The organism is Streptomyces sp. NPDC034103 (assembly GCF_055575395.1).
On record NZ_JBVISS010000009.1, the window covers coordinates 52,572 to 74,221 of the forward strand.

Genomic DNA, 21,650 nt, shown 5'->3' on the forward strand with positions numbered 1-21,650 from the left:
CGGTCACGCCCTGGTAACACCAATCAGTGACCCTGTTTGTACAGGCCGTGCACCCTCGCAAGGTGCCTTTTCCCGAGGGGGACCTCATCATGCAGGCCGCGCCCGTCCGCGCCACCGCGATCCCGTCGTTCACCGATGCACTCCGTGTCGTCGAGTCGCTGCTCATGAGCAGCGGCCAGCGCACCGCCCGCCGCAACGCCTGGACGTCCGTCCTGGAGGACCGTCGCCGCGCCAAGGACAGGGTCGAGGCGCAGCGCGTGCTGGAGCAGACGCTCCTCGCCCGTCCCTGAGGCGTTTGTCCCCGGGCACTGCCGTCGTCGGCGCTCCAGGGGCCACGTAGACTTCGTGGCATGGCGAGAAGTGACAGTGCGGCGGATGCCGCGAACCCCGGGCGACTGAAGCAGATCGCCCTGACGTACAAGATGACCCGCAAGGCCGACAAGACGATCGGCCTTGTCCTCGCGGGCGTCTTCATCCTCATCCTCGGTGTCTTTCTCGCGATCGGCTTCCTGATCGGCCACCCGGTCTACCTGGGCATCCTGGGCCTTCTGCTCGCCTTCCTCGGGACGGCGATCGTCTTCGGACGCCGGGCCGAGCGGGCCGCCTTCGGGCAGATGGAGGGCCAGCCGGGGGCCGCCGCGGCCGTGCTGGACAACATCGGCCGGGGCTGGACGACGACCCCCGCGGTGGCGATGAACCGCAGCCAGGACGTGGTCCACCGGGCCGTCGGCAAGGCCGGCATCGTGCTCGTCGCCGAGGGCAACCCGAACCGGGCCAAGGGCCTGCTGGCCGCCGAGAAGAAGAAGATGAACCGGATCGTCGCGGACGTACCGGTGCACGACCTGATGGTCGGCACGGGCGAGGGCCAGATCCCGCTGAAGAAGCTGCGCACCACCATGCTGAAGCTGCCCCGGGTGCTGACCGGCCCGCAGGTGACCGCCACCAACGACCGGCTGCGGGCGATGGGCGACCTGATGAAGAACATGCCGCTCCCGAAGGGCCCCATGCCCAAGGGCGGCCCGAAGGCGCGCTGACCGACTCCTCGTATGGCGAAGGGGGCCCGGAGAGATCTCCGGGCCCCCTTCGCCATACGAGGACAGGTCCTGGAACAGGGCCTAGATCCGCACCTCGACCGTGCGGGCCAGCCTGTCGTGCAGGCCGCGGCCGTCGCGGTCCCAGATCAGGGCCGGGACGGCGAGACAGAGCAGGGCGCTGCGCAGCAGGCCGCGCAGCGGGCTCGGGCGGCCGGTCGCCAGGTCGACGACGCGTAGGCCGAACAGGCGTTTGCCCGGGGTGAAGCCGATCGTCCCGACGGTGAGCACGCTCATCACGAAGAAGACCAGCAGCGCCCAGTTCGAGGTCGTCTGTGTGTAGCTCTGCGTGATCAATTGGGATGCAATCAGCACGCTCATCGCCCAGTCCACGACGATCGCCCCGATCCGCCGCCCCGGCCGGGCGATGGAACCCGGCCCCTCCTCCGGCAGGCCCAGCTGCTGCCCCCGGTAACCGAAGTCCACACCGGCTTGCTCGGCGGCCGCGCGGGGCCCCGAGAGCCACGATCCGATTGCTTCCCTCTTGTCCACCCGTCCACCGTACTGTGCGCGTTTCGGGATACGGACAGGTGGGGTGAGGCGAACGGAGTCCGGTTAACTTGTGCGAAACAAATGGGTCACGCCCGAGAAACCACCCGTCCCTAGGGTCGGGAGCAGCGTGTGCCACCGCACTGGCCGCACGAACGAACTACCACCCCGGCATCGAATCGTCGGGAGTAGGAGGAGCTGGATGTTCCAGAACGCCGACGAGGCCAAGAAGTTCATCGCGGACGAGGACGTCAAGTTCGTCGACGTCCGCTTCTGCGACCTGCCGGGCGTCATGCAGCACTTCACGCTGCCTGTCGAGGCGTTCGACCCGGACGAGGAGCTGGCGTTCGACGGCTCGTCGATCCGTGGCTTCCAGGCCATCCACGAGTCCGACATGGCGCTGCGCGCGGACCTGTCGACCGCCCGGGTCGACCCCTTCCGCCGCGACAAGACGCTCAACATCAACTTCTTCATCCACGACCCGATCACCGGCGAGCAGTACAGCCGTGACCCGCGCAACGTGGCCAAGAAGGCCGAGGCCTACCTCGCCTCGACCGGTATCGCCGACACCGCGTACTTCGGCCCCGAGGCGGAGTTCTACGTCTTCGACTCGGTCCGCTTCTCGACCTCGGCGAACGAGAGCTTCTACCACATCGACTCCGAGGCCGGCGCCTGGAACACCGGTGCGGTCGAGAACAACCGTGGTTACAAGGTCCGCTACAAGGGCGGCTACTTCCCGACCCCGCCGGTCGACCACTTCGCCGACCTGCGTGCCGAGATCTCCCTGCAGCTGGCCGCCTCCGGTCTCCAGGTCGAGCGCCAGCACCACGAGGTGGGCACCGCCGGCCAGGCCGAGATCAACTACAAGTTCAACACGCTGCTCGCCGCGGCCGACGACCTCCAGCTCTTCAAGTACATCGTGAAGAACGTGGCCTGGAAGAACGGCAAGACCGCGACCTTCATGCCGAAGCCGATCTTCGGTGACAACGGCTCGGGCATGCACGTCCACCAGTCGCTGTGGAGCAACGGCGACCCGCTGTTCTACGACGAGGCCGGCTACGCGGGCCTGTCGGACACCGCCCGCTACTACATCGGCGGCATCCTCAAGCACGCCCCCTCGCTGCTGGCCTTCACCAACCCGACGGTGAACTCCTACCACCGTCTGGTCCCGGGCTTCGAGGCGCCGATCAACCTGGTGTACTCGCAGCGCAACCGCTCCGCGGCCATGCGTATCCCGATCACGGGCTCCAACCCGAAGGCCAAGCGCGTCGAGTTCCGCGCGCCCGACTCCTCCGGCAACCCGTACCTGGCCTTCTCGGCCCTGCTGCTCGCGGGCCTCGACGGCATCAAGAACAAGATCGAGCCGGCCGAGCCGATCGACAAGGACCTGTACGAGCTGGCTCCCGAGGAGCACGCGAACGTCGCCCAGGTCCCGACCTCGCTGCCGGCCGTCCTCGACTCCCTCGAGGCCGACCACGAGTTCCTGCTCCAGGGCGACGTGTTCACCCCGGACCTGATCGAGACGTGGATCGACTTCAAGCGGACGAACGAGATCGCCCCGCTCCAGCTGCGTCCGCACCCGCACGAGTTCGAGCTGTACTTCGACGTGTGATCGGACCGCGGCCGGTTCTCCCGGCTGTCCCGGCGCCCCCGTCCTGGCTTCTCAGGGCGGGGGCGCCGTCGTATGGTTTCGGGAACAGACGTGCGATCGGGGGGTTGTGGGGATGACCGAACAGGACGACTCCGAGCGGGAGTTCGACATCAGGTGGGCCGACGGTGCCGAGCACAAGGAGCCGTCGGCGCGGGCCCGGATGCTCGCCGCGCGCTGGAAGGACAACCCGCCGCCCGCCCAGCCGTTCCGCGCGGACCCGGAGCGGGTGCGCCGGCCTCGGTCGCCCTGGACGTCGACGGCCTTCGTCTTCGGCTGCGTGGCCGCGGTCATCGTGCTGCTGGGGTACGCGAACTTCCGGGCGCCGTACTAGACACGGGTTGGACGCGGGCGCGGCGGCACGGGCCGCCGGCACCGGTGATCCGGCGGCCCGAACCTTTGCTGGGCCTAGAGGTGATCGCGACCGCTTCATGGTGGGGCCGCGTGCACACTGGCGGTGGGGCGAGTGCCTGACCGCGGGGTGATGCGGATCCGGAGCCGTCTGCGGAGCGATCGGCGGCTGACCGTGCGGATGGCGGTCGCGCTCTTCCTGCCCGGACGGCTGTACGTCGGGTGAGTCGCCGCGGGGATGCTGGGCGCGCCGTACTGGCCGGCCACCCGGGCCTGGACCGGCGACTGGATCAACTGGGCCGGATCTCGACCGGGTGGGGCGAGCCCGCGGCCCTGGGAAAGGCGGACTGAGAAGACATGGGGCTGCTGGACATCCTGCTCGGGCGGACCAGGCCGGTCGCGCCCGATCTCGACCAGCTCTTCGCGCTGGCGCCCGCGACGGTGGCCCTGGAGGCGGCCACGGGGTTCGTCCCGACCGGCAGCGGCGCGGTGTGCTTCGCGACGGTCGGGGGTGCCGCGTTCGAGCAGACGCACCGCGAGGTGCAGGCGCTCCTCGACGCGGACACCGACCGCGACGGTCCGCCGGTGCAGCTGCGGCGCGACGCGTACGGCTACTCCTGGCTGGTGTCCGAGCGCACCCCCGACGAGCTGCCGCTGCTGGTCGACGACCTGCACGCCGTGAACGCCTCGATGGAGGTCAACGGCTTCGGCCCCCAACTGCTGTGCTCGCTGGCGGGCTTCGGCGACACCGAGGGCCGGGCGCTCGCGCTGGTCCACCTCTACAGGCGCGGCACCTGGTTCCCCTTCGCGCCGCTGCCCGGGGCGGGGCAGCGACGCGACAACGCGCTGGAACTGCGGGTCAGGGCGGCCCTCGGGGGCGAACTGCGGATCGAGCAGGATCTGAGCCGCTGGTTCCCGGTGTGGGGCGCCCCCGGCCTGTGAGGACCGAGGGCCACCCCGGCGGGGCTCACCACCCAGGCGGGACTCACCATCCTGGCGGGGCTCACCACCCCGGCGGGACTCACCGCCCCTTCTTCTCGCGCTCCTGGCGGCGGGACTCGAAGGGGCGCTCCCGGCGGTACCGGCGCTCCCACTTGGCCTGCTTGTCCCGGCGGTCGCGGTACGCGCGGTAGTCGCCGGGCACGACCCCGGACGAGGAACCGCCGCGCGACGAGGACGGCGAGGACGGGCCCCTGCCGTACTGCATGTAGAGGAAGAGCACCGCGGCGGCGGCGAGCCAGTAGACGCTGTTTCCGAAACCTAGGACGACCAGGACCGCGGCCCCGGCCAGGACGATGGTGCCCATCACGGGCCTCCGTGTACGTGTGTGGGTGAGCAGCAGAGTAGCCCCGAGTCCGCGTGGTGAAACCGGTCGTGCGGTAGGCGGTAGGGAGCAACTCCGTTATGCGTGTCCAGCGTAAGGAGCCGGTTACTCGGCGTGCATCCCCTTTTCCCGCGCCCCAGGGTCGGGCACCGCCGTGATCGAATGACGGCATGCTCTCCAACTTCACGTGCGACCACGGCGGGGAACGGCTCAGCGGGGTGTACGGCGGCGGCGGACAACGCCAGGCCACCGCCGTTCTGCTGCACGGAGCGGGCAACGGCAGCAAGGAGCGGCTGCTCCCGCTGCTCGAGGAGTTCGTCTCCCGTGGCCGCGGCGGGCTCGCCCTGGACTTCTCCGGGCACGGCGAATCCTCCGGCGAGCTGCGCGAGTTGAGCCTGCGCCGCCGCTTCGAGCAGGCCGTCGCGGTGATCGACGCCCGGGTGCCCGCGGACCGGCCGCTGATCCTGGTCGGGTTCAGCATGAGCGGGCAGACGGTGGCGGATCTCGTACGGCACTACGGGGAGCGCGTGACGGCGGTCGGGCTGTGCGCGCCCGGGGTGTACGCGGCCGAGGCGTGGGAGCTGCCGTTCGGGGACGGCGAGGGCCGGTTCAGCGAGATCCTCCGTACGCCGGACAGTTGGCGCGACTCGCCGGCGCTGGACGGCCTGCGGGGGTACGAGGGGCGGGCGGTGCTGGTGGTGCCGGGACGGGACGCGGTGATCCCGGCCGCCGTGACGGAGGCGGTGCAGGGCGCGCTGGCCGCGCGGTCGCGGTTCACGCGCCTCGAACTGCCCGACGCCGACCACTTTCTGGGCCTCCGGCTCCGCGATCACCCCGAGGACCGGCGGGAGTTCGTCGACGCCCTGCTGGCCGAGGGCTGAGCGGCGACTCGCGCCTGGCTGGCCAAGCGGCTCCCGGCGGGCCGTACGGTGGCCACCACCCGCTTCCTGTCCGGAGGTTGGAGCGCGCAGATGCGCGGCCTGACCCTCGACGACGGCACGGAGCTGGTGCTGCGGTCCTTCGTGAAACCCTTCTTCCGCCACCATGCGCCGGGCCTGCTGAACCGCGAGGCGGCGATCCTCACCCTGCTCGCCGAGGAGGACGGCATCCCGGCCCCGGAGCTGGTCGCCGTGGACGCGACCGGCGAACACGCCGACCGTCCCGGCCTGTTGATGACCCGGCTGCCGGGGCGGGTGCGGGTCGACGAGGAGGGCCTCGGGCGGCGTCTGGACCCGCTGGCGGCGCAACTGGCGCGGACCCACGGGGTCGTACCGAGGGAGCGGCCGCGCGCCTACCAGGCGTGGACCTCCCCCGAGCGGGTGCGGCCCCCGCGCGGTGCGCTGTGGGAGCGGGCCGTGGACGTCATCCGGCGCGATCCGCCGCCGTACGACGGGGTCTTCCTGCACCGGGACTTCCACCCCGGGAACGTGCTGTACGACGACGATCTGCGGGTCAGCGGGGTCGTCGACTGGGTGGAGACCTCCTGGGGCCCCGCCGACCTGGATGTCGCGCACTGTTCGACGGCGCTGGCGCTGCTCCACGGGCCCGAGCACGGGCTGGCGTTCCGGGACCGGTACGAGGCCCACGGCGGGCACCGGCTCGCCGACGGGCGGGAGCACCTGTACTGGCGGCTGCTCGACTCGCTCGCCTACGCGCCCGACGCGGCGAGGCTGGCGGGCCCGTGGCGCGAGCTGGGCCGGACCGACCTGACGCCGGAGGTGCTGGGCGGGCGCCTGGAGGCTTATGTGGAGGGGCTGTTGGAGCGGTACGCCTGACGGCTGCGGGGACTGTGGCGAGGGCTGCTGACGGCCGGCTCGGCGCCGCGCGGGGGGCTCGTCGACGTCGCGCCGTCACACCCCCGGCGTCGCCGTCACCACGCCCGCCGCGACCGCGGCGCCCAGCAGGGCGTGGTCGTCGGCGGTCCGGGCGGCGTAGGCGCGGGCGAACTCGGCGACGGCGTGGTCGAAGGTGTCGGAGTGGCCCAGATAGGCGGCGATGGCGATCCGGTCCCCGGAGCGGGCGTGGGCGCGGGCCAGGGCGGTGCCGCACAGGCGGGCGTACGCGGTGAGTTCGCCCGGGGTCATGCCGGCGACGTCGGCCGAGCCCTTCATGTCGCGCAGCTGGCGCCAGTAGAAGGCCCGTCCCTGCGGCCCGGTCATCCACCCCAGGAAGATGTCGCCGGCCGCCTGGAGCAGCCGCTGCCCGGACACCACCCGGTGCCCGGGGTGGAGGTACGGCCCGTGCGGCAGGTGTTCCTCCAGTACGGACTTGCGCGCCTCCTTGATCTGGAGGAACAGCGGGTCGTCGGCGTCCCGTCCGGTGAGCAGCACGATGAAACAGCGGGTGCCGACGCTGCCGACGCCGACGACCTTGCGGGCCGCGTCGACGAAACGGTAGCGGTCGAGCAGCAGGCGGCGCTCCTCGGTGAGGGTGGAGCGGTAGTCGCTGAAGATCTTGCGCAGCGCGGCCGTGTCCGGGGCGCCCGCGGGTTCCAGCAGCGGTGGGTCGTGGATGATGCGGCGGTGGCCGTCGACGACCTGCGTCAGCTTGCCCAGGGCGTGCAGGCTGGTCCGGCGGCGGGCCCGGGTCAGGCTCGCCTCCACGCGCCCGCGGTGCCGGGCGGAACGGACCAGTGGCAGCAGGCTGTCGGCGTCGATGCGCTCGTACCAGACGGCGAGTTCGCCGAGCCCGGCGAGCCGGTGGACGGCGGTGCGGTACGCGGCCGTCGCCTCCAGGGCGGCGCGGTGCGCCTTGGTCTCGCTGTGGCCGTTCTCCCGGGCGGCCACGACGACGCTCGCGGCGAGCCGTTTGACGTCCCACTCGAACGGGCCGGGGAACGTCTCGTCGAAGTCGTTGAGGTCGAAGAGCAGGGAGCGCTCGGGGGAGGCGTAGAGCCCGAAGTTGAGCAGATGCGCGTCACCGCACAGCTGGACGGTCAGTCCGGTGTGCGGCTGGGTGGCGAGGTCGGCCGCCATCACGGCGGCGGCGCCGCGCAGGAAGGCGAACGGGGAGGCGCTCATCCGGCCGTAGCGGATGGGCAGCAGCTCCGGCAGCCGGTCCCTGCCCTGCCGCTCCAGCACGGCGACGGGGTCCTGGCGGTCGACGGGCGGGATCCAGGCGGCGTGCGCGGAACGGGCGACCCGCTTGCGGGCCGCGCGGCCACGGGCTGCGCGCTCCTCGGGGGTACCGGGGGTGGTCATCCCCCACCCTGCCCGCACATCGTGCCTCCCTGATCCGCCACCGCTCCTGATCGCAGGGAAGCCCGGGTCGGGGGGTCGCGCATGCCGGGGTACGGCGATCGGGTGACGGTCCGGGCCCTGCGGACGGCACCGCGGTGGCGCCCCCGGTTGTCAGTGCCGTCGGGGAGGATGCCCCCACGGACGGCCGGACGGACGGAGGCGGGATGAGCGTGGGGAAGCTGCGGCACGTCGGCGTGGAGGAGCGGCGGGCCCGGCTCGGCGTGCGGCATCGGCTGACCGGGGCGGCGCGGGCGGTACGGCCCGAGGACGTCGCGGCGTCGCTCGTGGCGTTGCACGGGACCGACCCGGCGACCGTGTACCTGGCCGTCGGGGCGCGGCTGGCGGAGGCGGCGAAGGCGGTGGCGGAGACCGAGCGGGCGCTGTACGAGGACGGCACGCTGGTGCGGATGCACGGCATGCGGCGGACGGTGTTCGTGTTCCCGACCGAGCTGACCGCGGTCGTGCACGCCTCCACCGGGCTCGTCGTCGCCGCGCGGGAGCGGGCCGCGCTGCTGAAGGACATGGCGAGGGCCGGGGCGCCGGACGCCGCGTGGCTGGCGGAGGTCGAGGCGTCGGCGCTCGCCGCGCTCGCCCGGCGCGGGCAGGCGACGGCGGCCGAACTCGCCCGGGACGAGCCCCGGTTGCGGGAGCAGTTCGTGTACGCGGCCGGGAAGAGCTACGAGGGGGTCCACACGGTCTCCACCCGGTTGCTGAAGGTGCTGGGCACCGAGGGGAAAGTCGTACGGGGGCGGCCGCTCGGGTCCTGGACGTCCTCGCAGTTCCGCTGGGCGCCGGCACCCGCGCACCCCGAGCTCGACGTCGCCGGGGCGCAGGCGACGCTGCTGGGCCGCTGGCTCGCGGCGTGCGGGCCGGCCACCGAGGACGACCTCAAGTGGTGGACCGGGTGGAAGGTGACGGAGGTCCGGCGGGCGCTGGCGGCGATCGGGGCGGAGGCGGTGACCGTCGACGAGGGCGGGGCGTGGGTCGTGGCCGGGGACGCCGAGCCGGTGACCGGTCCGGACGAGCCCTGGGCCGCGCTGCTGCCCGGACTGGACCCGACGGCGATGGGCTGGTTCCGGCGGGACTGGTATCTGGCCCCGGACCTGCGGCCCTCGCTCTTCGACCGCAGCGGCAACGTGGGGCCGACGGTGTGGTGGAACGGGCGGGTGGTGGGGGGTTGGGCCCAGCGTGCCGACGGGGAGATCGTCTGGCGCCTGCCGGCGGAGGACGGCGTGGGGCGCGAGGCGCAGGCGATGATCGCGGCCGAGGCCGACCGGCTACGGGGCTGGCTGGGGACGACCCGCGTGACACCCCGCTTCCGGACGCCGCTGGAGCGGGAGTTGGCCGGGTAGGGGGCAGCCACGCCACCGCCGGCCGGAGAGCGACAGGCAGGGCGGTGCCGGAGCGGGCGGCGCGTCTGAGACGCCGGGCGAGGCCTGGCGGGGGGTGCCGCCGGGCGCCCGGGATACGGGTGCCACCCGGCGCCCCGGACACGGGTACCGCCGGGGCGCCCCGGACGGGGCGCCCCGGCGGCGCGGCTCACCGGGAGTAACGCATCAGCGCGCGCACCATGTGGCACGTCGTGTCCGACGGCGGGTGGACGCCGATCGTCTCCGCCGTGGTGCGTATGGTCTCGTCGCGTGCCTGGTTGGGGAGGTAGACGCCCGAGTCGAGCAGGGCGATGGCGAGCCGCATCGCCTTGAGGCGGCGGTTGTGCGTGATGTACCACTCGCGCGGTCGTCCCGACGGCAGCGGGCGCTTCTCCACGGGTGTGTACGGCAGGTCCAGCAGCACCGGGTGCTGGGCGGTCGACTGGGTGGGCAACGGCTTCAGTGCGGCAGCGGGCACAGGCATCCTCCTGTCGCGGACAGGGCGTCCGCCGAAGGCCTCGGCGCCCCCGGCAACACCCTCGAACACTGCTTCTATTCTACCCGCCCCCACTGACAAAAGCCCCTGGCCACAAGGGCTTTAGGGGGTGCTGTGACGCAGGTGGAGAACGGGTTTTCGCGTACCGTGGGCGCCATGGAGATCTGGATCAACCCGGCCTGTTCCAAGTGCCGCAGCGCCCTCACCCTGCTCGACGCCGAGGGCGCCGAGTACACCGTCCGCCGCTACCTGGAGGACGTGCCGAGCGAGGCCGAGATCAAGGACGTGCTCGACCGTCTCGGCCTCGAACCGTGGGACATCACCCGCACCCAGGAGCCCGCCGCCAAGGAGCTCGGGGTGAAGGAGTGGGCGCGGGACGACTCGACGCGGGAGCGGTGGGTCAAGGCGCTGGCCGAGCACCCGAAGCTGATCCAGCGTCCGATCATCACCGCGGACGACGGCACGGCGGTCGTCGGCCGCTCCGACGCGGCGGTACGGGACGCCCTGTCCCGGTAGTCAACCGATTGTCCGGCGACGGGAGTTCGGGGCCCCGGCGCTGTTACCCTCCGCCGCCATGAGCTTCGGTGATCAGGGGACGCCGTACGGGGCCACGGACCCGTACACCCGGTGGGTGGTCGAGCAGGAGCGGATACGCCGGCGCCGACGCACCCGGCGTGCGGTGGTCGCGGGGGCGGGGGGCGTGCTCGTCGCGGCGCTCACCGCGGGGGCGGTGCTGTACGCGGGTGACGACGGCACGGACGAGGGCGGGACGGCCGCCTCCGCGTCGTCGACCGCGCCGCCCGCCCCCTCGGTCACCGGTGCGCTCCCCTCCGACGCCCCCTCCTCCCTCCCCTCACTGCTCTCCCGTCCCGTGATCCGCCCCGAGCAGGCCTTCCCCGCCACGAGCGTGCGACTGGACGACGGTTCCCGGTACGAGCGCGTCGACCTGGCCACCACCACCGACTGCTCCGCGGGCATGGCACCGGAGCTGGCCGCGCTGGTCGAACGGGGGCAGGGCTGCGAGCGGTTGACCGCGGCGCTGTTCACCGACGCCGAGCGCCGCTCCCAGGTGACGGTGACCGTGCTGAGCTTCCGGCGGGTGGAGGACGCCTCGACCGTGTTCGCGATGGCCTCCATGGACCCGGTGGCCTATCAGGTCGTGTCACTGGATCCGCCGCCGCGGTCGGGGCTGCCGACCGTGCCGCCGGGGTCGGCCGGGGTGTTCCGGCGGTCGATGACCGTGCGGTCCGTGGTGTTCGCCAACGGACAGTGGGGGGACGGGGCGCAGGCCGAGGAGGCCGCGCTCACCCGGCAGACCGAGGACGTTCTTCGGTACGCCCACGACAACGTGGCCGCGTACGAGGACCCAAGTACCGTGTGACGCAGGTTACTTCAGTGACTCCTGTCCCTCACTGAGCAGCTTCGTTCGGTATCTCGTACATAGCGGCGTACGCTCCCCTACCTGTTCAGGAGGCGCGCATGTCGCGCAGGAGAACACTCGGTCCGGGCAAGAAGGTCGCGCTGCTGGTCGGCGCGGCGGCGATGGCGGGCGGTGGGGCCTTCGTCATGGCGAGCACCTCGAACGCCTCGCAGTCGGCGCAGGCGGCTAGGACCAAGGCGGACTCGGCCGTCTGTCAGGGGCTCGCCACCGCCCTGGGCAACAACCAGAAGTTCATCGACGGCCAGCGGGCGAACCCGGACGCGCAGTCCGATGCGCGGATCGCCAACCGTGAGGCGGTCATCGCGCAGATCAAGGTGCAGCAGCAGGCGTCCGGGTGCGCCGTCGGGGAGTCGGCTCAGGACTCCCAGACGGGGCGGCCGGCGACGCCGAGCGCGGTGCCGAGTGCCGCGCCGAGCGCCGCGCCTGGCGCTCCGGCCGCCGGCGGGGGCGCGGCCTCGGGGCAGCAGGTCTGCAACGGGTCGACCGTCACCCTCTCCGGTGAGGGAGGGGCACCCGCCGCCTCCAGCAACCAGTTCCCGGCGGGGACGAGGCTGAAGGTCACCAACCTGGACAACAACAAGTCGACGACCGTGGAGGTCACCTCGGTCTCCGGCAGCTGTGTCCTGTTGAACAACGCCGCCTTCGAGCAGGTCCGCGAGCCCGGGAAGTTCCTGATCCGGCGGGCCGTGATCGAGAAGGTGGGGTGAGGCTAACGGCGTAGGAACTCGCTGAGGCGGCGGCCGAGTTCGGCGGGTGCGGACTGCGGCAGCGCGTGATGGGAGACGTCCGGGACCACGGCCGTCTCCACGCGCGGGAGCAGTTCGCCCGCCCTCGACGTCACCTTGTACGTGTCATGGGTCCTGCTGTTCGCGGCCACGAGCAGCAGGACCGGCACGTCCAGCCCACGCAGCGCCTCGGGCGCCGGACGCGGACCGGCCACCGGCTTCGACACGGAGGGGAAGCCGGCGGCCGCCTCCTGAAGGCGCAGCCAGTCGGGGTCGAGGTCCGCTCCCCCGGTCTCCCACTCCAGGAAGGCCCGGACCCGGCGGGGCGTGGGGCGCAGCAGCATCGGCAGGGCCCGCAGGAGATAGGCCGGCCGGTGTCCGGCGAAGCACCGGGTGGGGTCGAGCAGAGCGAGGCGGCGGACCCGCACGCGCGCGTGCAGGGCGTACTGCACAGCGATCCAGGCTCCGTAGGAGTGCCCGGCCAGGTCCGTCCGCTCGATGCCGAGGCCGTCGAGGACCGCGGTCAGCCATGCGACGAGGTCCTCGACCGTACGGGGGTGGCGGTCGCCGTCCTCGGTGTTGCGGCCGGCGACCCCGAACAGGTCGGCCGCGTGGACGCGGTGGGTGCGCGCGAGGTCGGCGGCCTGGGCGTACCAGGACGCGGCGGTCGCGCCGCCGCCCGGCAGCAGGACCAGCGGGGGCGCGTCGGCCGGGCCGCAGAGGTGGACGTGGGTGGTGCCGAACGGCGTGGGCACACGGACCTCGTCCCGTTCCGGGGGCCACTTGGCCATGACCTTGTCGTAGGCCGCCTCGAAAGCGGCGGCGTCGTACGTGCTCATCGACCCTCCCGTATTATCTCGTCGAGCGAGATATTCGATGAGCGAGATAGTAGCCGAGGAGCCGTATGCCGACCCAGGGTCCCGAGATGGAGATCGTCCACCTCCTGCGCGCGGTCACCGTGGAACTCGGCCTGCACAGCGCCCGCTTCGCGAGCCGCAACGGCATGCACCCCACCGACGTGCGCGCGCTGATCGCCCTCATGGACGCCTCCCGCGCGGGCGAGGAGATGACGGCCGGGCGCCTCGGTGCCGGGCTCGGGCTGAACTCGGCCGGGACGACCGCGCTGGCCGACCGGCTGGAACGGGCCGGGCACGTGCGGCGGGTGCGCGGGGAGACCGACCGGCGCACGGTCGTGATCGAGGTGAGCGAGAGCGCCGTCGAGCTCGGGCAGGCCTTCTTCGGGCCGCTGATCGGGCAGGCCGTGGAGCTGCTCCAGCGGTACGACGAGCGAGAGCGGGCGGCGATCCGGGGGTTCCTGGAGGGGGTGCGGGAGGCCGCGGCCGACGGGGAGTGACCGGCGTACGCCCGCGTCGGCCGCATCGCATACGAGCCGTCCGCGCACGTCGGGCGGCCTCACGCCGTGGCACCGGCGACAGAATCGCCCGGTAACACGGGGTTCACATTCGAGCAATGATCGGGAAATCGCCTGTTGACAGGCTGCCGGGCAGCAAGCGCGGCGTTTCAGTGCCGCAGCGCCGCAGCACCCGCACAAGCGCCTAGAGACCCACCCCCGAAGGATGTGGCCCGTGACCTTCAAGGCTGAGTACATCTGGATCGACGGCACCGAGCCGACGGCCAAGCTTCGTTCGAAGACCAAGATACTGGCCGACTCCGCCAAGGGTGACGAGCTGCCGATCTGGGGCTTCGACGGGTCCTCCACGAACCAGGCCGAAGGTCACTCCTCCGACCGTGTGCTGAAGCCGGTCTTCTCCTGCCCGGACCCGATCCGCGGCGGCGACGACATCCTGGTCCTGTGCGAGGTCCTCAACATCGACTTCACGCCGCACTCCTCCAACACCCGCGCCGCGCTGGCCGAGGTCGCCGAGAAGTTCGCCGCGCAGGAGCCGATCTTCGGCATCGAGCAGGAGTACACCTTCTTCAAGGACGGCTACCCGCTCGGCTTCCCCAAGGGCGGCTTCCCGGCCCCCCAGGGCGGCTACTACTGCGGTGTCGGCGCGGACGAGATCTTCGGCCGTGACGTCGTCGAGGCGCACCTGGACAACTGCCTCAAGGCGGGCCTGGCGATCTCCGGCATCAACGCCGAGGTCATGCCGGGCCAGTGGGAGTTCCAGGTCGGCCCGGTCGCCCCGCTGGAGGTCTCCGACCACCTGTGGGTCGCGCGCTGGCTGCTCTACCGCACCGCCGAGGACTTCGGCGTCGCCGCGACCCTGGACCCGAAGCCGGTCAAGGGCGACTGGAACGGCGCGGGCGCGCACACCAACTTCTCCACCAAGGCGATGCGCGAGGGCTACGACGCGATCATCACCGCCGCCGAGTCGCTGGGCGAGGGCTCCAAGCCGCTCGACCACGTCAAGAACTACGGCGCCGGCATCGACGACCGCCTGACCGGCCTGCACGAGACCGCCCCGTGGAACGAGTACTCCTACGGCGTCTCCAACCGCGGCGCCTCGGTCCGTATCCCGTGGCAGGTCGAGAAGGACGGCAAGGGCTACATCGAGGACCGTCGCCCGAACGCCAACGTCGACCCGTACGTCGTGACGCGGCTGCTCGTCGACACCTGCTGCTCCGCGCTGGAGAAGGCCGGCCAGGTCTGAGCCGTGCGCCGGGTCCTTCGGGGGCGTCCACCTTCCCGGTGGGCGCCCCTGCGGCGTGCAAGGCGCCCGCTCGGGTCGAGGGAGCGTCCAAGCTGTGAGAGGAGGCTGCTGTCACGGGACTTCGTCTGCTTCAATGAGCGCATGACCGGCTTCCAGAACCCCCGCGCGACAGGTCGCCATGACCTCGAGCCGTTCTGGCCTTCCCGTCAGCACCATGACTTCGACCGGGTGTGTTGCCGCGCGATGAACGCGCCGGCCCTCTAACGCCGTACACCCCTTCGGCCTTCGGCCTGCGCGCAGTCGACGTACGTCCACCGACGCACCTTCTCGCGCGAAAAGAGCTGACCTCTCATGGCGACCACTCGTTCCCGTTCCCTGACCGCCGCCCTGCCCGCCCCCGCCGAGAGCGGCACGCGGCACCGGCTCCGGGCCGTGGGCCCCGACGACGTCCCCGACCTCGCGGACCACCTGCCGCCGGGTGCCACCCTGCTGCCCGCTCCCCCGCACACCCTGCCCGTCCTGCCGGGCCGGCCGCCGATGATCGGCTACCTGGTGCTCGTCCCGGCCGACCAGCAGCCGCCCGTGGCCGCGGAGGCGGTCGGCGCGGCCGGTGCCGACCCGCTCGTCCGCATCGACACCGTGCAGCGCACCGCCACGGTGAACGGCGCCGAACTCGACCTCACCTACCTGGAGTTCGAGCTCCTCGCCCATCTCGTGGCCAACCCGCACCGGGTGCACACCCGCGACCAGCTGGTCACCACGGTGTGGGGGTACGGACACGTGGGCGACGGCCGTACCGTCGACGTCCACATCGCCCGGCTGCGCCGCAAGCTGGGCGCCGAGCACCGGCAGGTCATCCAGACGATCCGCCGGGTGGGCTACAAGTACGCCCCACCGGCCGGGCGGTGACCGGGCCCGTCTGCTGAGGGCAGACAGGCGTTCCCTTCGGCCGTGCGACCGTACAGAGTCCGTGTCATGAGACTTCTGGTGCTGGGTGGTACGGAGTTCGCGGGACGGGCCGTCGTCGAGGCGGCCCTCGGGCGGGGCTGGGACGTGACCGTCCTCCACCGGGGACGGCACGCTCCCGTGGCCGGTGTGCGGGCCCTGCGCGGCGACCGCACCGCGCCCGACGGGCTCGCCGCGCTCACCGGGACCGAGGACACCTGGGACGCCGTGGTCGACACCTGGTCGGCGGCGCCGTCCGCGGTGCGGGACGCGGCCCGACTGCTGCGGGAGCGCGCCGGGCGGTACGTGTACGTGTCGAGCTGCTCGGTGTACGCCTGGGCACCGCCCGCCGGGTACACCGAGGACGCTCCCCTGGTGGAGGGCGCCCGTGCCGACGCCGGGCAGAGCGACTACGCCCGTGACAAGCGGGGCGGCGAGCTGGCCGCTGCCGAGGCCTTCGGCGCGGACCGCTCGCTGCTCGTCCGGTCGGGGCTGCTGATCGGACCGTACGAGAACATCGGGCGGCTGCCGTGGTGGCTGGACCGGATGGCGCGGGGCGGCCCGGTCCTGGCGCCGGGGCCGCGCGAACTGCCGCTCCAGTACGTCGACGTACGGGACCTCGCCGCGTGGGTGCTGGACGGGGTGGAGCGGGAGCTGAGCGGACCGTACAACCTGATGAGCGAGCGGGGGCACACCACCATGGGCGCCCTCCTCGACGCCTGCGCGCGGGTGACCGGGGGCGCCGCCGCGCTGCGGTGGACCGACCCGGAGGTGGTGCTGGGCGCCGGGATCGAGCCGTGGACCCAGCTGCCGGTGTGGGTGCCGCCGGGCAGCGACCTGCATGACGCGCTGCACGGGGCGGACGTGTCACGGGCGATCGGGGCGGGGCTGCGCTGCCGGCCGGTCGCGGAGACGGTGGCCGACACCTGGGACTGGCTGCGGGAGATCGGCGGCAGCGCGCCGCGGCGGCCCGACCGGCCCGCGGTGGGGCTGGACCCGGCGCTGGAGGCGAAGGTGCTGGGCCTGGACGGGGCGTGACCGGGGGCATCGCGTCCCCGGGGGTGTACCTGGCACCACCCCCCGACCCGGTGGCCAGGCCCCGTGCCACCGCCCACTGTCCTCGGCGAGACTGCTGCCATGGACATCGAGACGCGGGACGGCAGCGGCCGAACGGGGCCAAAGGGCATGGCGCGGGCGGCGGTTCGGGGGTTGGGGCTGGCGCTGGTGGCGCTGCCGGGGGCCGTGCTCTGTTTCACGCTGTCGGTGCTGTCCGTCGCGCTCATCCCGATCGGCGTCGGGATCGTCACCACACCGTGGGTGCTCACCGGGGTGCGGGCGTTCGCCGACTGGCGGCGGGTGCTGGCCGCCGAGTGGGGCGGGGTGCGGATCCCGTCGGCGTACCGGCCGATCCCCGCGGACGCCAACCCCTGGGCCCGCACCTTCGGCATGCTGCGTGACCCGGCGACCCGGCGGGACCTGCGGTGGCTGCCGGTCGACATGACGGCGGGGTTCCTCACCGCGCTGCTCCCGGCCGTGCTCGTGCTCTATCCGCTGGAGGGGCTCGCGGTGGCGGCGGGGCTGTGGCGGGTGTTCCCCGACGGGTACTGGTACGGATTCGTGCCGGTCACCGGGCAGGGTACGGCGCTGCTCGCCGGCGCCCTCGGGCTCGTGATCCTCCTCTTCGCCCACTTCTTCACGCCCCGGGCGCTCCAGGCCCACTTCCGGCTCACCCGGGCCGTCCTCGGCGCCGGCCAGGGTGAACTCGCCGAGCGGGTACGGGTGCTGACCGAGACACGCCGTGACGCGGTGGACACCTCCGCCGCCGAACTGCGGCGCATCGAACGGGATCTGCACGACGGGGCGCAGGCCCGGCTGGTCGCGATGGGCATGGACCTGGGCACCATCGAGATGCTCCTGGACAAGGACCCGGAGAAAGCCAGGGAGTTGCTCGCGCAGGCCCGCAGGTCGTCCGTGGACGCCCTCGCCGAGCTGCGCGACCTGGTGCGCGGCATCCATCCGCCGGTGCTCGCCGAGCGCGGACTCGGGGACGCCGTACGGGCGTTGGCGCTGCGGCTGCCGCTGCCCTCCGAGGTGACGGTGGAACTGCCCGGGCGGGTCGAGGAGCCGGTGGAGGCGGCGGCGTACTTCGCGGTCAGCGAGGTGCTCACCAACGCCGTGAAGCACTCGGGCGCCGACCGGCTGTGGGTGGACCTGCACCACACCGAGGGCATGCTGCGGATCACCGTCACCGACGACGGCAGGGGCGGCGCGGCGATCGCGGCGGGGTCGGGGCTGGCCGGGGTCGAGCGCCGGCTGGGTACATTCGACGGCGTCCTGGCCGTCAGCTCTCCCGCGGGCGGTCCCACCATGGTCACCATGGAGATCCCTTGCGCGTTGTCCTAGCCGAAGACCTGTTCCTGCTGCGGGACGGACTGGTCCGGCTGCTTCAGGCCCACGACTTCGAGATCGCCGCGGCCGTCGAGTCCGGCCCGGAGCTCGCCCGCGCGCTGGCCGAGCTGGAGCCGGACGTCGCCGTGGTCGACGTACGGCTGCCGCCCACGCACACCGACGAGGGCCTCCAGTGCGCGCTCCAGGCACGGCGGGCGCGGCCCGGGCTGCCGGTGCTGGTGCTGTCGCAGCACGTGGAGCAGCTGTACGCGCGGGAGCTGCTGGCGGACGGCACCGGCGGGGTGGGGTACCTGCTGAAGGACCGGGTGTTCGACGCGGCGCAGTTCGTGGACGCGGTGCGCCGGGTGGCGGCGGGCGGGACGGCCATGGACCCGCAGGTGATCCAGCAGCTGCTGACCCGGCGGGCGGCCGCCGACCAGCCGCTCGGGCGGCTGACCCCCCGGGAGCTGGAGGTGCTGGAGCTGATGGCGCAGGGCCGTACCAACGCGGCGATCGCGGACCAGCTCGTCGTCACAGAACGGGCCATTGCCAAGCACACCTCCAACATCTTCACCAAACTGGGCCTCGAGGTGTCGGACGACGACAATCGACGCGTTCTGGCGGTCCTCGCCTATCTGGACCGGGGCCGGTGACAGGTCACTGATTCTGCGTAACCTCCGCTGCTCAGGCCACTGTTGGGGCCAGCTGGCCGAGTAATCCTCTGATTTGTTTGTGGGACGGCTGAACACCCCTGGGACGGCGTCCGTATGGAAGTGCGCCGCTTCACTCCTGTCGGGCGCCTCGATAGCCCCCGCAAGGAAGTCAGAGGAGTTCCATGGGACGCAACAATCGCAAACGCCGTACGTCGATGACCACCAAGGTCGTGGCGGGGTCGGCAGCCCTAGCGCTCGGTGGGGGCGGGCTTGTCTGGGCGAACTTCTACGCATCGGCTCATGAGTCGAACGCGGGACGGAACCAGGTGAAGGCCGCCGGGGCGCAGATCGCCACGATCCAGTGCCCGGACGTCGGCCAGAAGCTGACGAACGTCCCGAACGGCGCCCGGAACGGCGTGAGTACGGAGCTGGCGAATCTGGACAAGCAGATCACCGAGGCCTACGCACGGCTCGCCTCCACCCGCCAGGCGCAGACGAAGGACGCGGGGTTCGTGCAGAACGCCATCCTCGGCCCGCTGAAGGACAAGCGGGCCGCCGCCCTGGACCGGATCCGGATCAACATCCAGCGGGCGGGCGGACAGGTGGCCAACCTGGGTCAGCTCGCCGGATGCACGGGTGTCCCGGCCGAGCAGCCGCAGACCAACGACGGCGCGGCCGGCCAGAACGGCGGCCAGCAGCAGAACGGCGGCCAGCAGCAAGGCGGTCAGCAGGGCGGCGGCCAGCAGCAAGGTGGTCAACAGGGCGGCGGCCAGCAGCAGGGCGGTCAGCAGAACGGCCAGGGCGGCAACGGTCCGACGGCCGCCGACTTCGTGGACATCACGAAGGTCCAGGCCAACGCCCAGCTCGGTGTCGGCGCCAACGGACTGCCGGCCAACGGCCGTTCGGGTTCGCGAGGCACCTTCACCACCAAGTGCGGCACCAACGGGAACGACAACCACAACACGGACAACGTGATCGTCGCCCCGGGTGTCTCCAACGGCGCCCACCACCTGCACGACTACGTCGGCAACCAGAGCAACGACGCGTTCGCGAGCGACCAGGAGCTGGCGGGGGCCCAGACCACCTGCCAGAACCAGGGCGACAAGTCGTCGTACTTCTGGCCGGTGCTGCGCTTGCAGGACGGTTCGCAGGACTTCGACCAGAACGCGGCCGGCGGTGGCACCGAGGGCAACGTGGGCAAGATCCTCCAGCCCGCCCAGGCGCAGCTGAAGTTCGTCGGCAACAAGCGGGGCAACGTCGTCGCCATGCCGACCGCGCTGCGCATCATCACCGGTGACGCCAAGGCCTTCGTCAACGGCAACGCCAACGCCAACGTGAACTGGAGCTGCACGGGCTTCGAGAACAAGGTCCAGCTCAAGGACAAGTACCCGATCTGCCCGCAGGGCAGCCAGGTGGTCCGTACGACCAACTTCCAGAGCTGCTGGGACGGCAAGAACATCGACAGCGCCAACCACCGCACCCACGTGGCGTTCGTCCAGGCCGACGGCACCTGCGCCAACGGCTTCAAGGCGATCCCGCAGCTGCAGGTCCGGCTGGTCTACAACGTTCCGGCCCCGACCATCCAGAACGGACAGGTCGTGAAGCCCTACGCGGTGGACACCTTCCCGGAGAACCTGCACAAGCCGATCACCGACCACAACGACTTCATCAACTTCTTCTCGGCGAACACGATGAACAAGATGGTCAAGTGCATCAACACCGGCCAGAAGTGCCAGTGACCCGGGGCTAGCCCCACAGAGAACCGGCGGTGGGATCTCCCACCGCCGGTTCTCGTATGCCCCGATGCTCAGTGACCGCCCAAGTGGCTTCCCGTGTGGGCCGAGTGGTCCTGGCCCTCCTCGATGTCACCGCCGAGCGTGGCGCGCAGCGCGGTCACGGTCTTCGTCCCGCCGACGGCGATCCACTTGCGGCCGACCAGGTAGTGACCGCCGTAGTCCTTGGCCCCGTTGATCCACTCGCGCTGGCCGCGGTCGGTGGCGAAGGTGGCGAGGATGAACTTGCCGTCGGCGTCGCTCTTGCGGCAGGAGCCCTGGCGGATCTCGTCGGCGTCGATCTGGATCGTCGGCTCGCAGCCCACCTCGGCGGCCAGATGCTCCAGGCTGCCGGTGGCCGTCCGCGGCACGGCGGCCGTGTCGTCGTCGCCGCCGGATCCGCAGCCGCTCAGCACGAGGGCCGCCGCGGCGGCCGCGAGCATCGGTCGGGTCAACCTCATCTGTTCCTCCGGAACCTTCCCGTGGGCCTGGGCGCCCGTCCCCTTCCATACGGCCACCGGCCCGGGTCTGCTCAAATTCGCTGTCCCGGTGCGCACACCCGTGCGAGAGTGTGCCGGTGAACGACGACTGGGAAAAGCGGGTCACGGCCGCCTGGGCCACTTTCGACGACTACCCCGAGGACCGAGCGGCCGACTTCCGCGCGGTGATCGACGCCCTCGTCGCCGAACTCCCCGACGGCAGTCCGGACGCACCCTTCGAGCGGGCCTGCGCCTGGGACTCCACCGGCCACTCCGACCAAGCCGTCCCGCTGTACCGGGAGGCTCTGGCGCTGGGCCTGGCCGGCTACAAGGGCCGCCGAGCCAAGATCCAAATGTCCAGTTCGCTGCGGAACATCGGGCAGGCCGAGGAGGGCGTCAAGCTGCTGACGCCCGAACTGGACGCCCCCTCCGACGAGTTGGACGACGCCGTACGAGCGACACTCGCGCTGTGTCTGTCCAGCCTGGGCCGGGACCGTGAGGGCCTCTCGCTCGTCCTCGGCGCGCTGGCCCCCCATCTGCCGCGCTACCAGCGGTCGATGGCCAACTACGCGCGTGCTCTGGTGGAGCCGGAGGCCTGACTCACCCGGGCGGCGGTGACCAACC

General features: G+C 72.0%; 23 protein-coding genes and 2 pseudogenes. 19 read left to right on the top strand and 6 right to left on the bottom strand.

Annotation, left to right across the window (positions count from 1 at the left end):
• Positions 1–89: 89 nt before the first annotated feature.
• Together ACZ56U_RS20870 and ACZ56U_RS20875 are read left to right on the top strand one after the other, a co-directional pair.
• Entirely contained in the window at positions 90–290 is a 201-nt protein-coding gene (locus ACZ56U_RS20870; protein WP_469085828.1) for an SCO2195 family GlnR-regulated protein, read from the top strand.
• Between the two features lie 60 nt (positions 291–350).
• On the top strand, positions 351–1,034 hold the full coding sequence (locus ACZ56U_RS20875) for a DUF4191 domain-containing protein (RefSeq protein WP_469085490.1): 684 nt from the start codon (positions 351–353) through the stop codon (positions 1,032–1,034).
• A gap of 81 nt (positions 1,035–1,115) precedes the next feature.
• Here the strand turns inward: ACZ56U_RS20875 and ACZ56U_RS20880 are convergent, their stop codons facing one another.
• Positions 1,116–1,583 (bottom strand): RDD family protein, encoded by a 468-nt coding sequence (locus ACZ56U_RS20880; RefSeq protein ID WP_391229756.1) that lies wholly within the window; start codon positions 1,581–1,583, stop codon positions 1,116–1,118.
• Positions 1,584–1,782: 199 nt separating this feature from the next.
• Between ACZ56U_RS20880 and glnA the strand changes: the two genes are divergently transcribed.
• The 4 genes and pseudogenes from glnA (at position 1,783) to pspAB (ending at position 4,521) form a co-directional block, all read left to right on the top strand.
• Entirely contained in the window at positions 1,783–3,192 is a 1,410-nt protein-coding gene (gene glnA / locus ACZ56U_RS20885; protein WP_391229755.1) for a type I glutamate--ammonia ligase, read from the top strand.
• Positions 3,193–3,304: 112 nt separating this feature from the next.
• A complete protein-coding gene (locus ACZ56U_RS20890; protein WP_469085491.1) occupies positions 3,305–3,562 on the top strand; it encodes an SCO2583/SCO2584 N-terminal domain-containing protein in 258 nt (85 codons plus the stop codon).
• A 132-nt stretch (positions 3,563–3,694) separates the two neighbouring features.
• Positions 3,695–3,802 (top strand): annotated as a pseudogene (locus tag ACZ56U_RS20895) (zinc metalloprotease HtpX); the annotation flags it as partial.
• 134 nt (positions 3,803–3,936) lie between these two features.
• On the top strand, positions 3,937–4,521 hold the full coding sequence (gene pspAB / locus ACZ56U_RS20900; protein ID WP_469085492.1) for a PspA-associated protein PspAB: 585 nt from the start codon (positions 3,937–3,939) through the stop codon (positions 4,519–4,521).
• A gap of 79 nt (positions 4,522–4,600) precedes the next feature.
• Here pspAB and ACZ56U_RS20905 read toward each other — a convergent pair whose 3' ends face one another.
• A complete protein-coding gene (locus ACZ56U_RS20905) occupies positions 4,601–4,885 on the bottom strand; it encodes a hypothetical protein (RefSeq protein WP_469085493.1) in 285 nt (94 codons plus the stop codon).
• A gap of 188 nt (positions 4,886–5,073) precedes the next feature.
• On the opposite strand from ACZ56U_RS20905, the pseudogene ACZ56U_RS20910 reads away from it, so the two are divergent.
• Positions 5,074–6,678 (top strand): annotated as a pseudogene (locus tag ACZ56U_RS20910) (alpha/beta fold hydrolase).
• A 75-nt stretch (positions 6,679–6,753) separates the two neighbouring features.
• Here the strand turns inward: ACZ56U_RS20910 and ACZ56U_RS20915 are convergent.
• Positions 6,754–8,103 (bottom strand): DUF2252 domain-containing protein, encoded by a 1,350-nt coding sequence (locus ACZ56U_RS20915; protein ID WP_469085494.1) that lies wholly within the window; start codon positions 8,101–8,103, stop codon positions 6,754–6,756.
• Between the two features lie 203 nt (positions 8,104–8,306).
• Here ACZ56U_RS20915 and ACZ56U_RS20920 point away from each other — a divergent pair, with 203 nt between their 5' ends.
• The gene (locus ACZ56U_RS20920) at positions 8,307–9,494 is read left to right on the top strand and encodes a winged helix DNA-binding domain-containing protein (RefSeq protein WP_469085495.1); all 1,188 of its coding nucleotides are present in this window, start codon (positions 8,307–8,309) and stop codon (positions 9,492–9,494) included.
• A gap of 187 nt (positions 9,495–9,681) precedes the next feature.
• On the opposite strand, the gene ACZ56U_RS20925 is transcribed toward ACZ56U_RS20920, so the two are convergent.
• Positions 9,682–9,990, bottom strand: a complete 309-nt coding sequence (locus tag ACZ56U_RS20925) for a hypothetical protein (RefSeq protein WP_469085496.1) — start codon at positions 9,988–9,990, stop codon at positions 9,682–9,684.
• A gap of 174 nt (positions 9,991–10,164) precedes the next feature.
• Between ACZ56U_RS20925 and ACZ56U_RS20930 the strand changes: the two genes are divergently transcribed.
• The 3 genes from ACZ56U_RS20930 to ACZ56U_RS20940 all read left to right on the top strand — a co-directional run bounded on the left by ACZ56U_RS20930 (position 10,165) and on the right by ACZ56U_RS20940 (position 12,156).
• On the top strand, positions 10,165–10,524 hold the full coding sequence (locus ACZ56U_RS20930; RefSeq protein WP_469085497.1) for an arsenate reductase family protein: 360 nt from the start codon (positions 10,165–10,167) through the stop codon (positions 10,522–10,524).
• A gap of 58 nt (positions 10,525–10,582) precedes the next feature.
• Positions 10,583–11,389, top strand: coding sequence for a hypothetical protein (locus ACZ56U_RS20935; protein WP_469085498.1), 807 nt, complete (start codon positions 10,583–10,585; stop codon positions 11,387–11,389).
• Positions 11,390–11,487: 98 nt separating this feature from the next.
• Entirely contained in the window at positions 11,488–12,156 is a 669-nt protein-coding gene (locus tag ACZ56U_RS20940) for an RlpA-like double-psi beta-barrel domain-containing protein (protein ID WP_469085499.1), read from the top strand.
• A 2-nt stretch (positions 12,157–12,158) separates the two neighbouring features.
• Here the strand turns inward: ACZ56U_RS20940 and ACZ56U_RS20945 are convergent, their stop codons facing one another.
• Entirely contained in the window at positions 12,159–13,013 is an 855-nt protein-coding gene (locus ACZ56U_RS20945; protein WP_469085500.1) for an alpha/beta fold hydrolase, read from the bottom strand.
• 65 nt (positions 13,014–13,078) lie between these two features.
• On the opposite strand from ACZ56U_RS20945, the gene ACZ56U_RS20950 reads away from it, so the two are divergent.
• The 7 genes from ACZ56U_RS20950 (at position 13,079) to ACZ56U_RS20980 (ending at position 20,514) form a co-directional block, all read left to right on the top strand.
• Positions 13,079–13,528 carry a MarR family winged helix-turn-helix transcriptional regulator gene (locus ACZ56U_RS20950; RefSeq protein ID WP_469085501.1) on the top strand — a complete coding sequence of 150 codons (450 nt, stop codon included), beginning with the start codon at positions 13,079–13,081 and terminating at the stop codon, positions 13,526–13,528.
• A 232-nt stretch (positions 13,529–13,760) separates the two neighbouring features.
• The gene (gene glnII / locus ACZ56U_RS20955) at positions 13,761–14,789 is read left to right on the top strand and encodes a glutamine synthetase (protein ID WP_469085502.1); all 1,029 of its coding nucleotides are present in this window, start codon (positions 13,761–13,763) and stop codon (positions 14,787–14,789) included.
• Positions 14,790–15,140: 351 nt separating this feature from the next.
• Positions 15,141–15,698: a winged helix-turn-helix domain-containing protein gene (locus ACZ56U_RS20960; protein ID WP_469085503.1), complete on the top strand. Its 558-nt coding sequence runs from the start codon at positions 15,141–15,143 to the stop codon at positions 15,696–15,698.
• Between the two features lie 66 nt (positions 15,699–15,764).
• Positions 15,765–16,772, top strand: a complete 1,008-nt coding sequence (locus ACZ56U_RS20965; protein WP_469085504.1) for an SDR family oxidoreductase — start codon at positions 15,765–15,767, stop codon at positions 16,770–16,772.
• Between the two features lie 99 nt (positions 16,773–16,871).
• Positions 16,872–18,137, top strand: a complete 1,266-nt coding sequence (locus ACZ56U_RS20970) for a sensor histidine kinase (protein ID WP_469085505.1) — start codon at positions 16,872–16,874, stop codon at positions 18,135–18,137.
• On the top strand, positions 18,122–18,775 hold the full coding sequence (locus tag ACZ56U_RS20975) for a LuxR C-terminal-related transcriptional regulator (RefSeq protein WP_469085506.1): 654 nt from the start codon (positions 18,122–18,124) through the stop codon (positions 18,773–18,775). The genes ACZ56U_RS20970 and ACZ56U_RS20975 overlap by 16 nt, the downstream gene beginning before the upstream one ends.
• A gap of 182 nt (positions 18,776–18,957) precedes the next feature.
• Positions 18,958–20,514: a DUF1996 domain-containing protein gene (locus ACZ56U_RS20980; RefSeq protein ID WP_469085507.1), complete on the top strand. Its 1,557-nt coding sequence runs from the start codon at positions 18,958–18,960 to the stop codon at positions 20,512–20,514.
• Positions 20,515–20,582: 68 nt separating this feature from the next.
• On the opposite strand, the gene ACZ56U_RS20985 is transcribed toward ACZ56U_RS20980, so the two are convergent.
• Positions 20,583–21,008: a hypothetical protein gene (locus ACZ56U_RS20985; protein WP_469085508.1), complete on the bottom strand. Its 426-nt coding sequence runs from the start codon at positions 21,006–21,008 to the stop codon at positions 20,583–20,585.
• Positions 21,009–21,124: 116 nt separating this feature from the next.
• Between ACZ56U_RS20985 and ACZ56U_RS20990 the strand changes: the two genes are divergently transcribed.
• Complete coding sequence (locus ACZ56U_RS20990; protein WP_469085509.1) at positions 21,125–21,625, top strand: tetratricopeptide repeat protein; 501 nt, start codon at positions 21,125–21,127, stop codon at positions 21,623–21,625.
• The last annotated feature ends 25 nt before the right edge of the window (positions 21,626–21,650 follow it).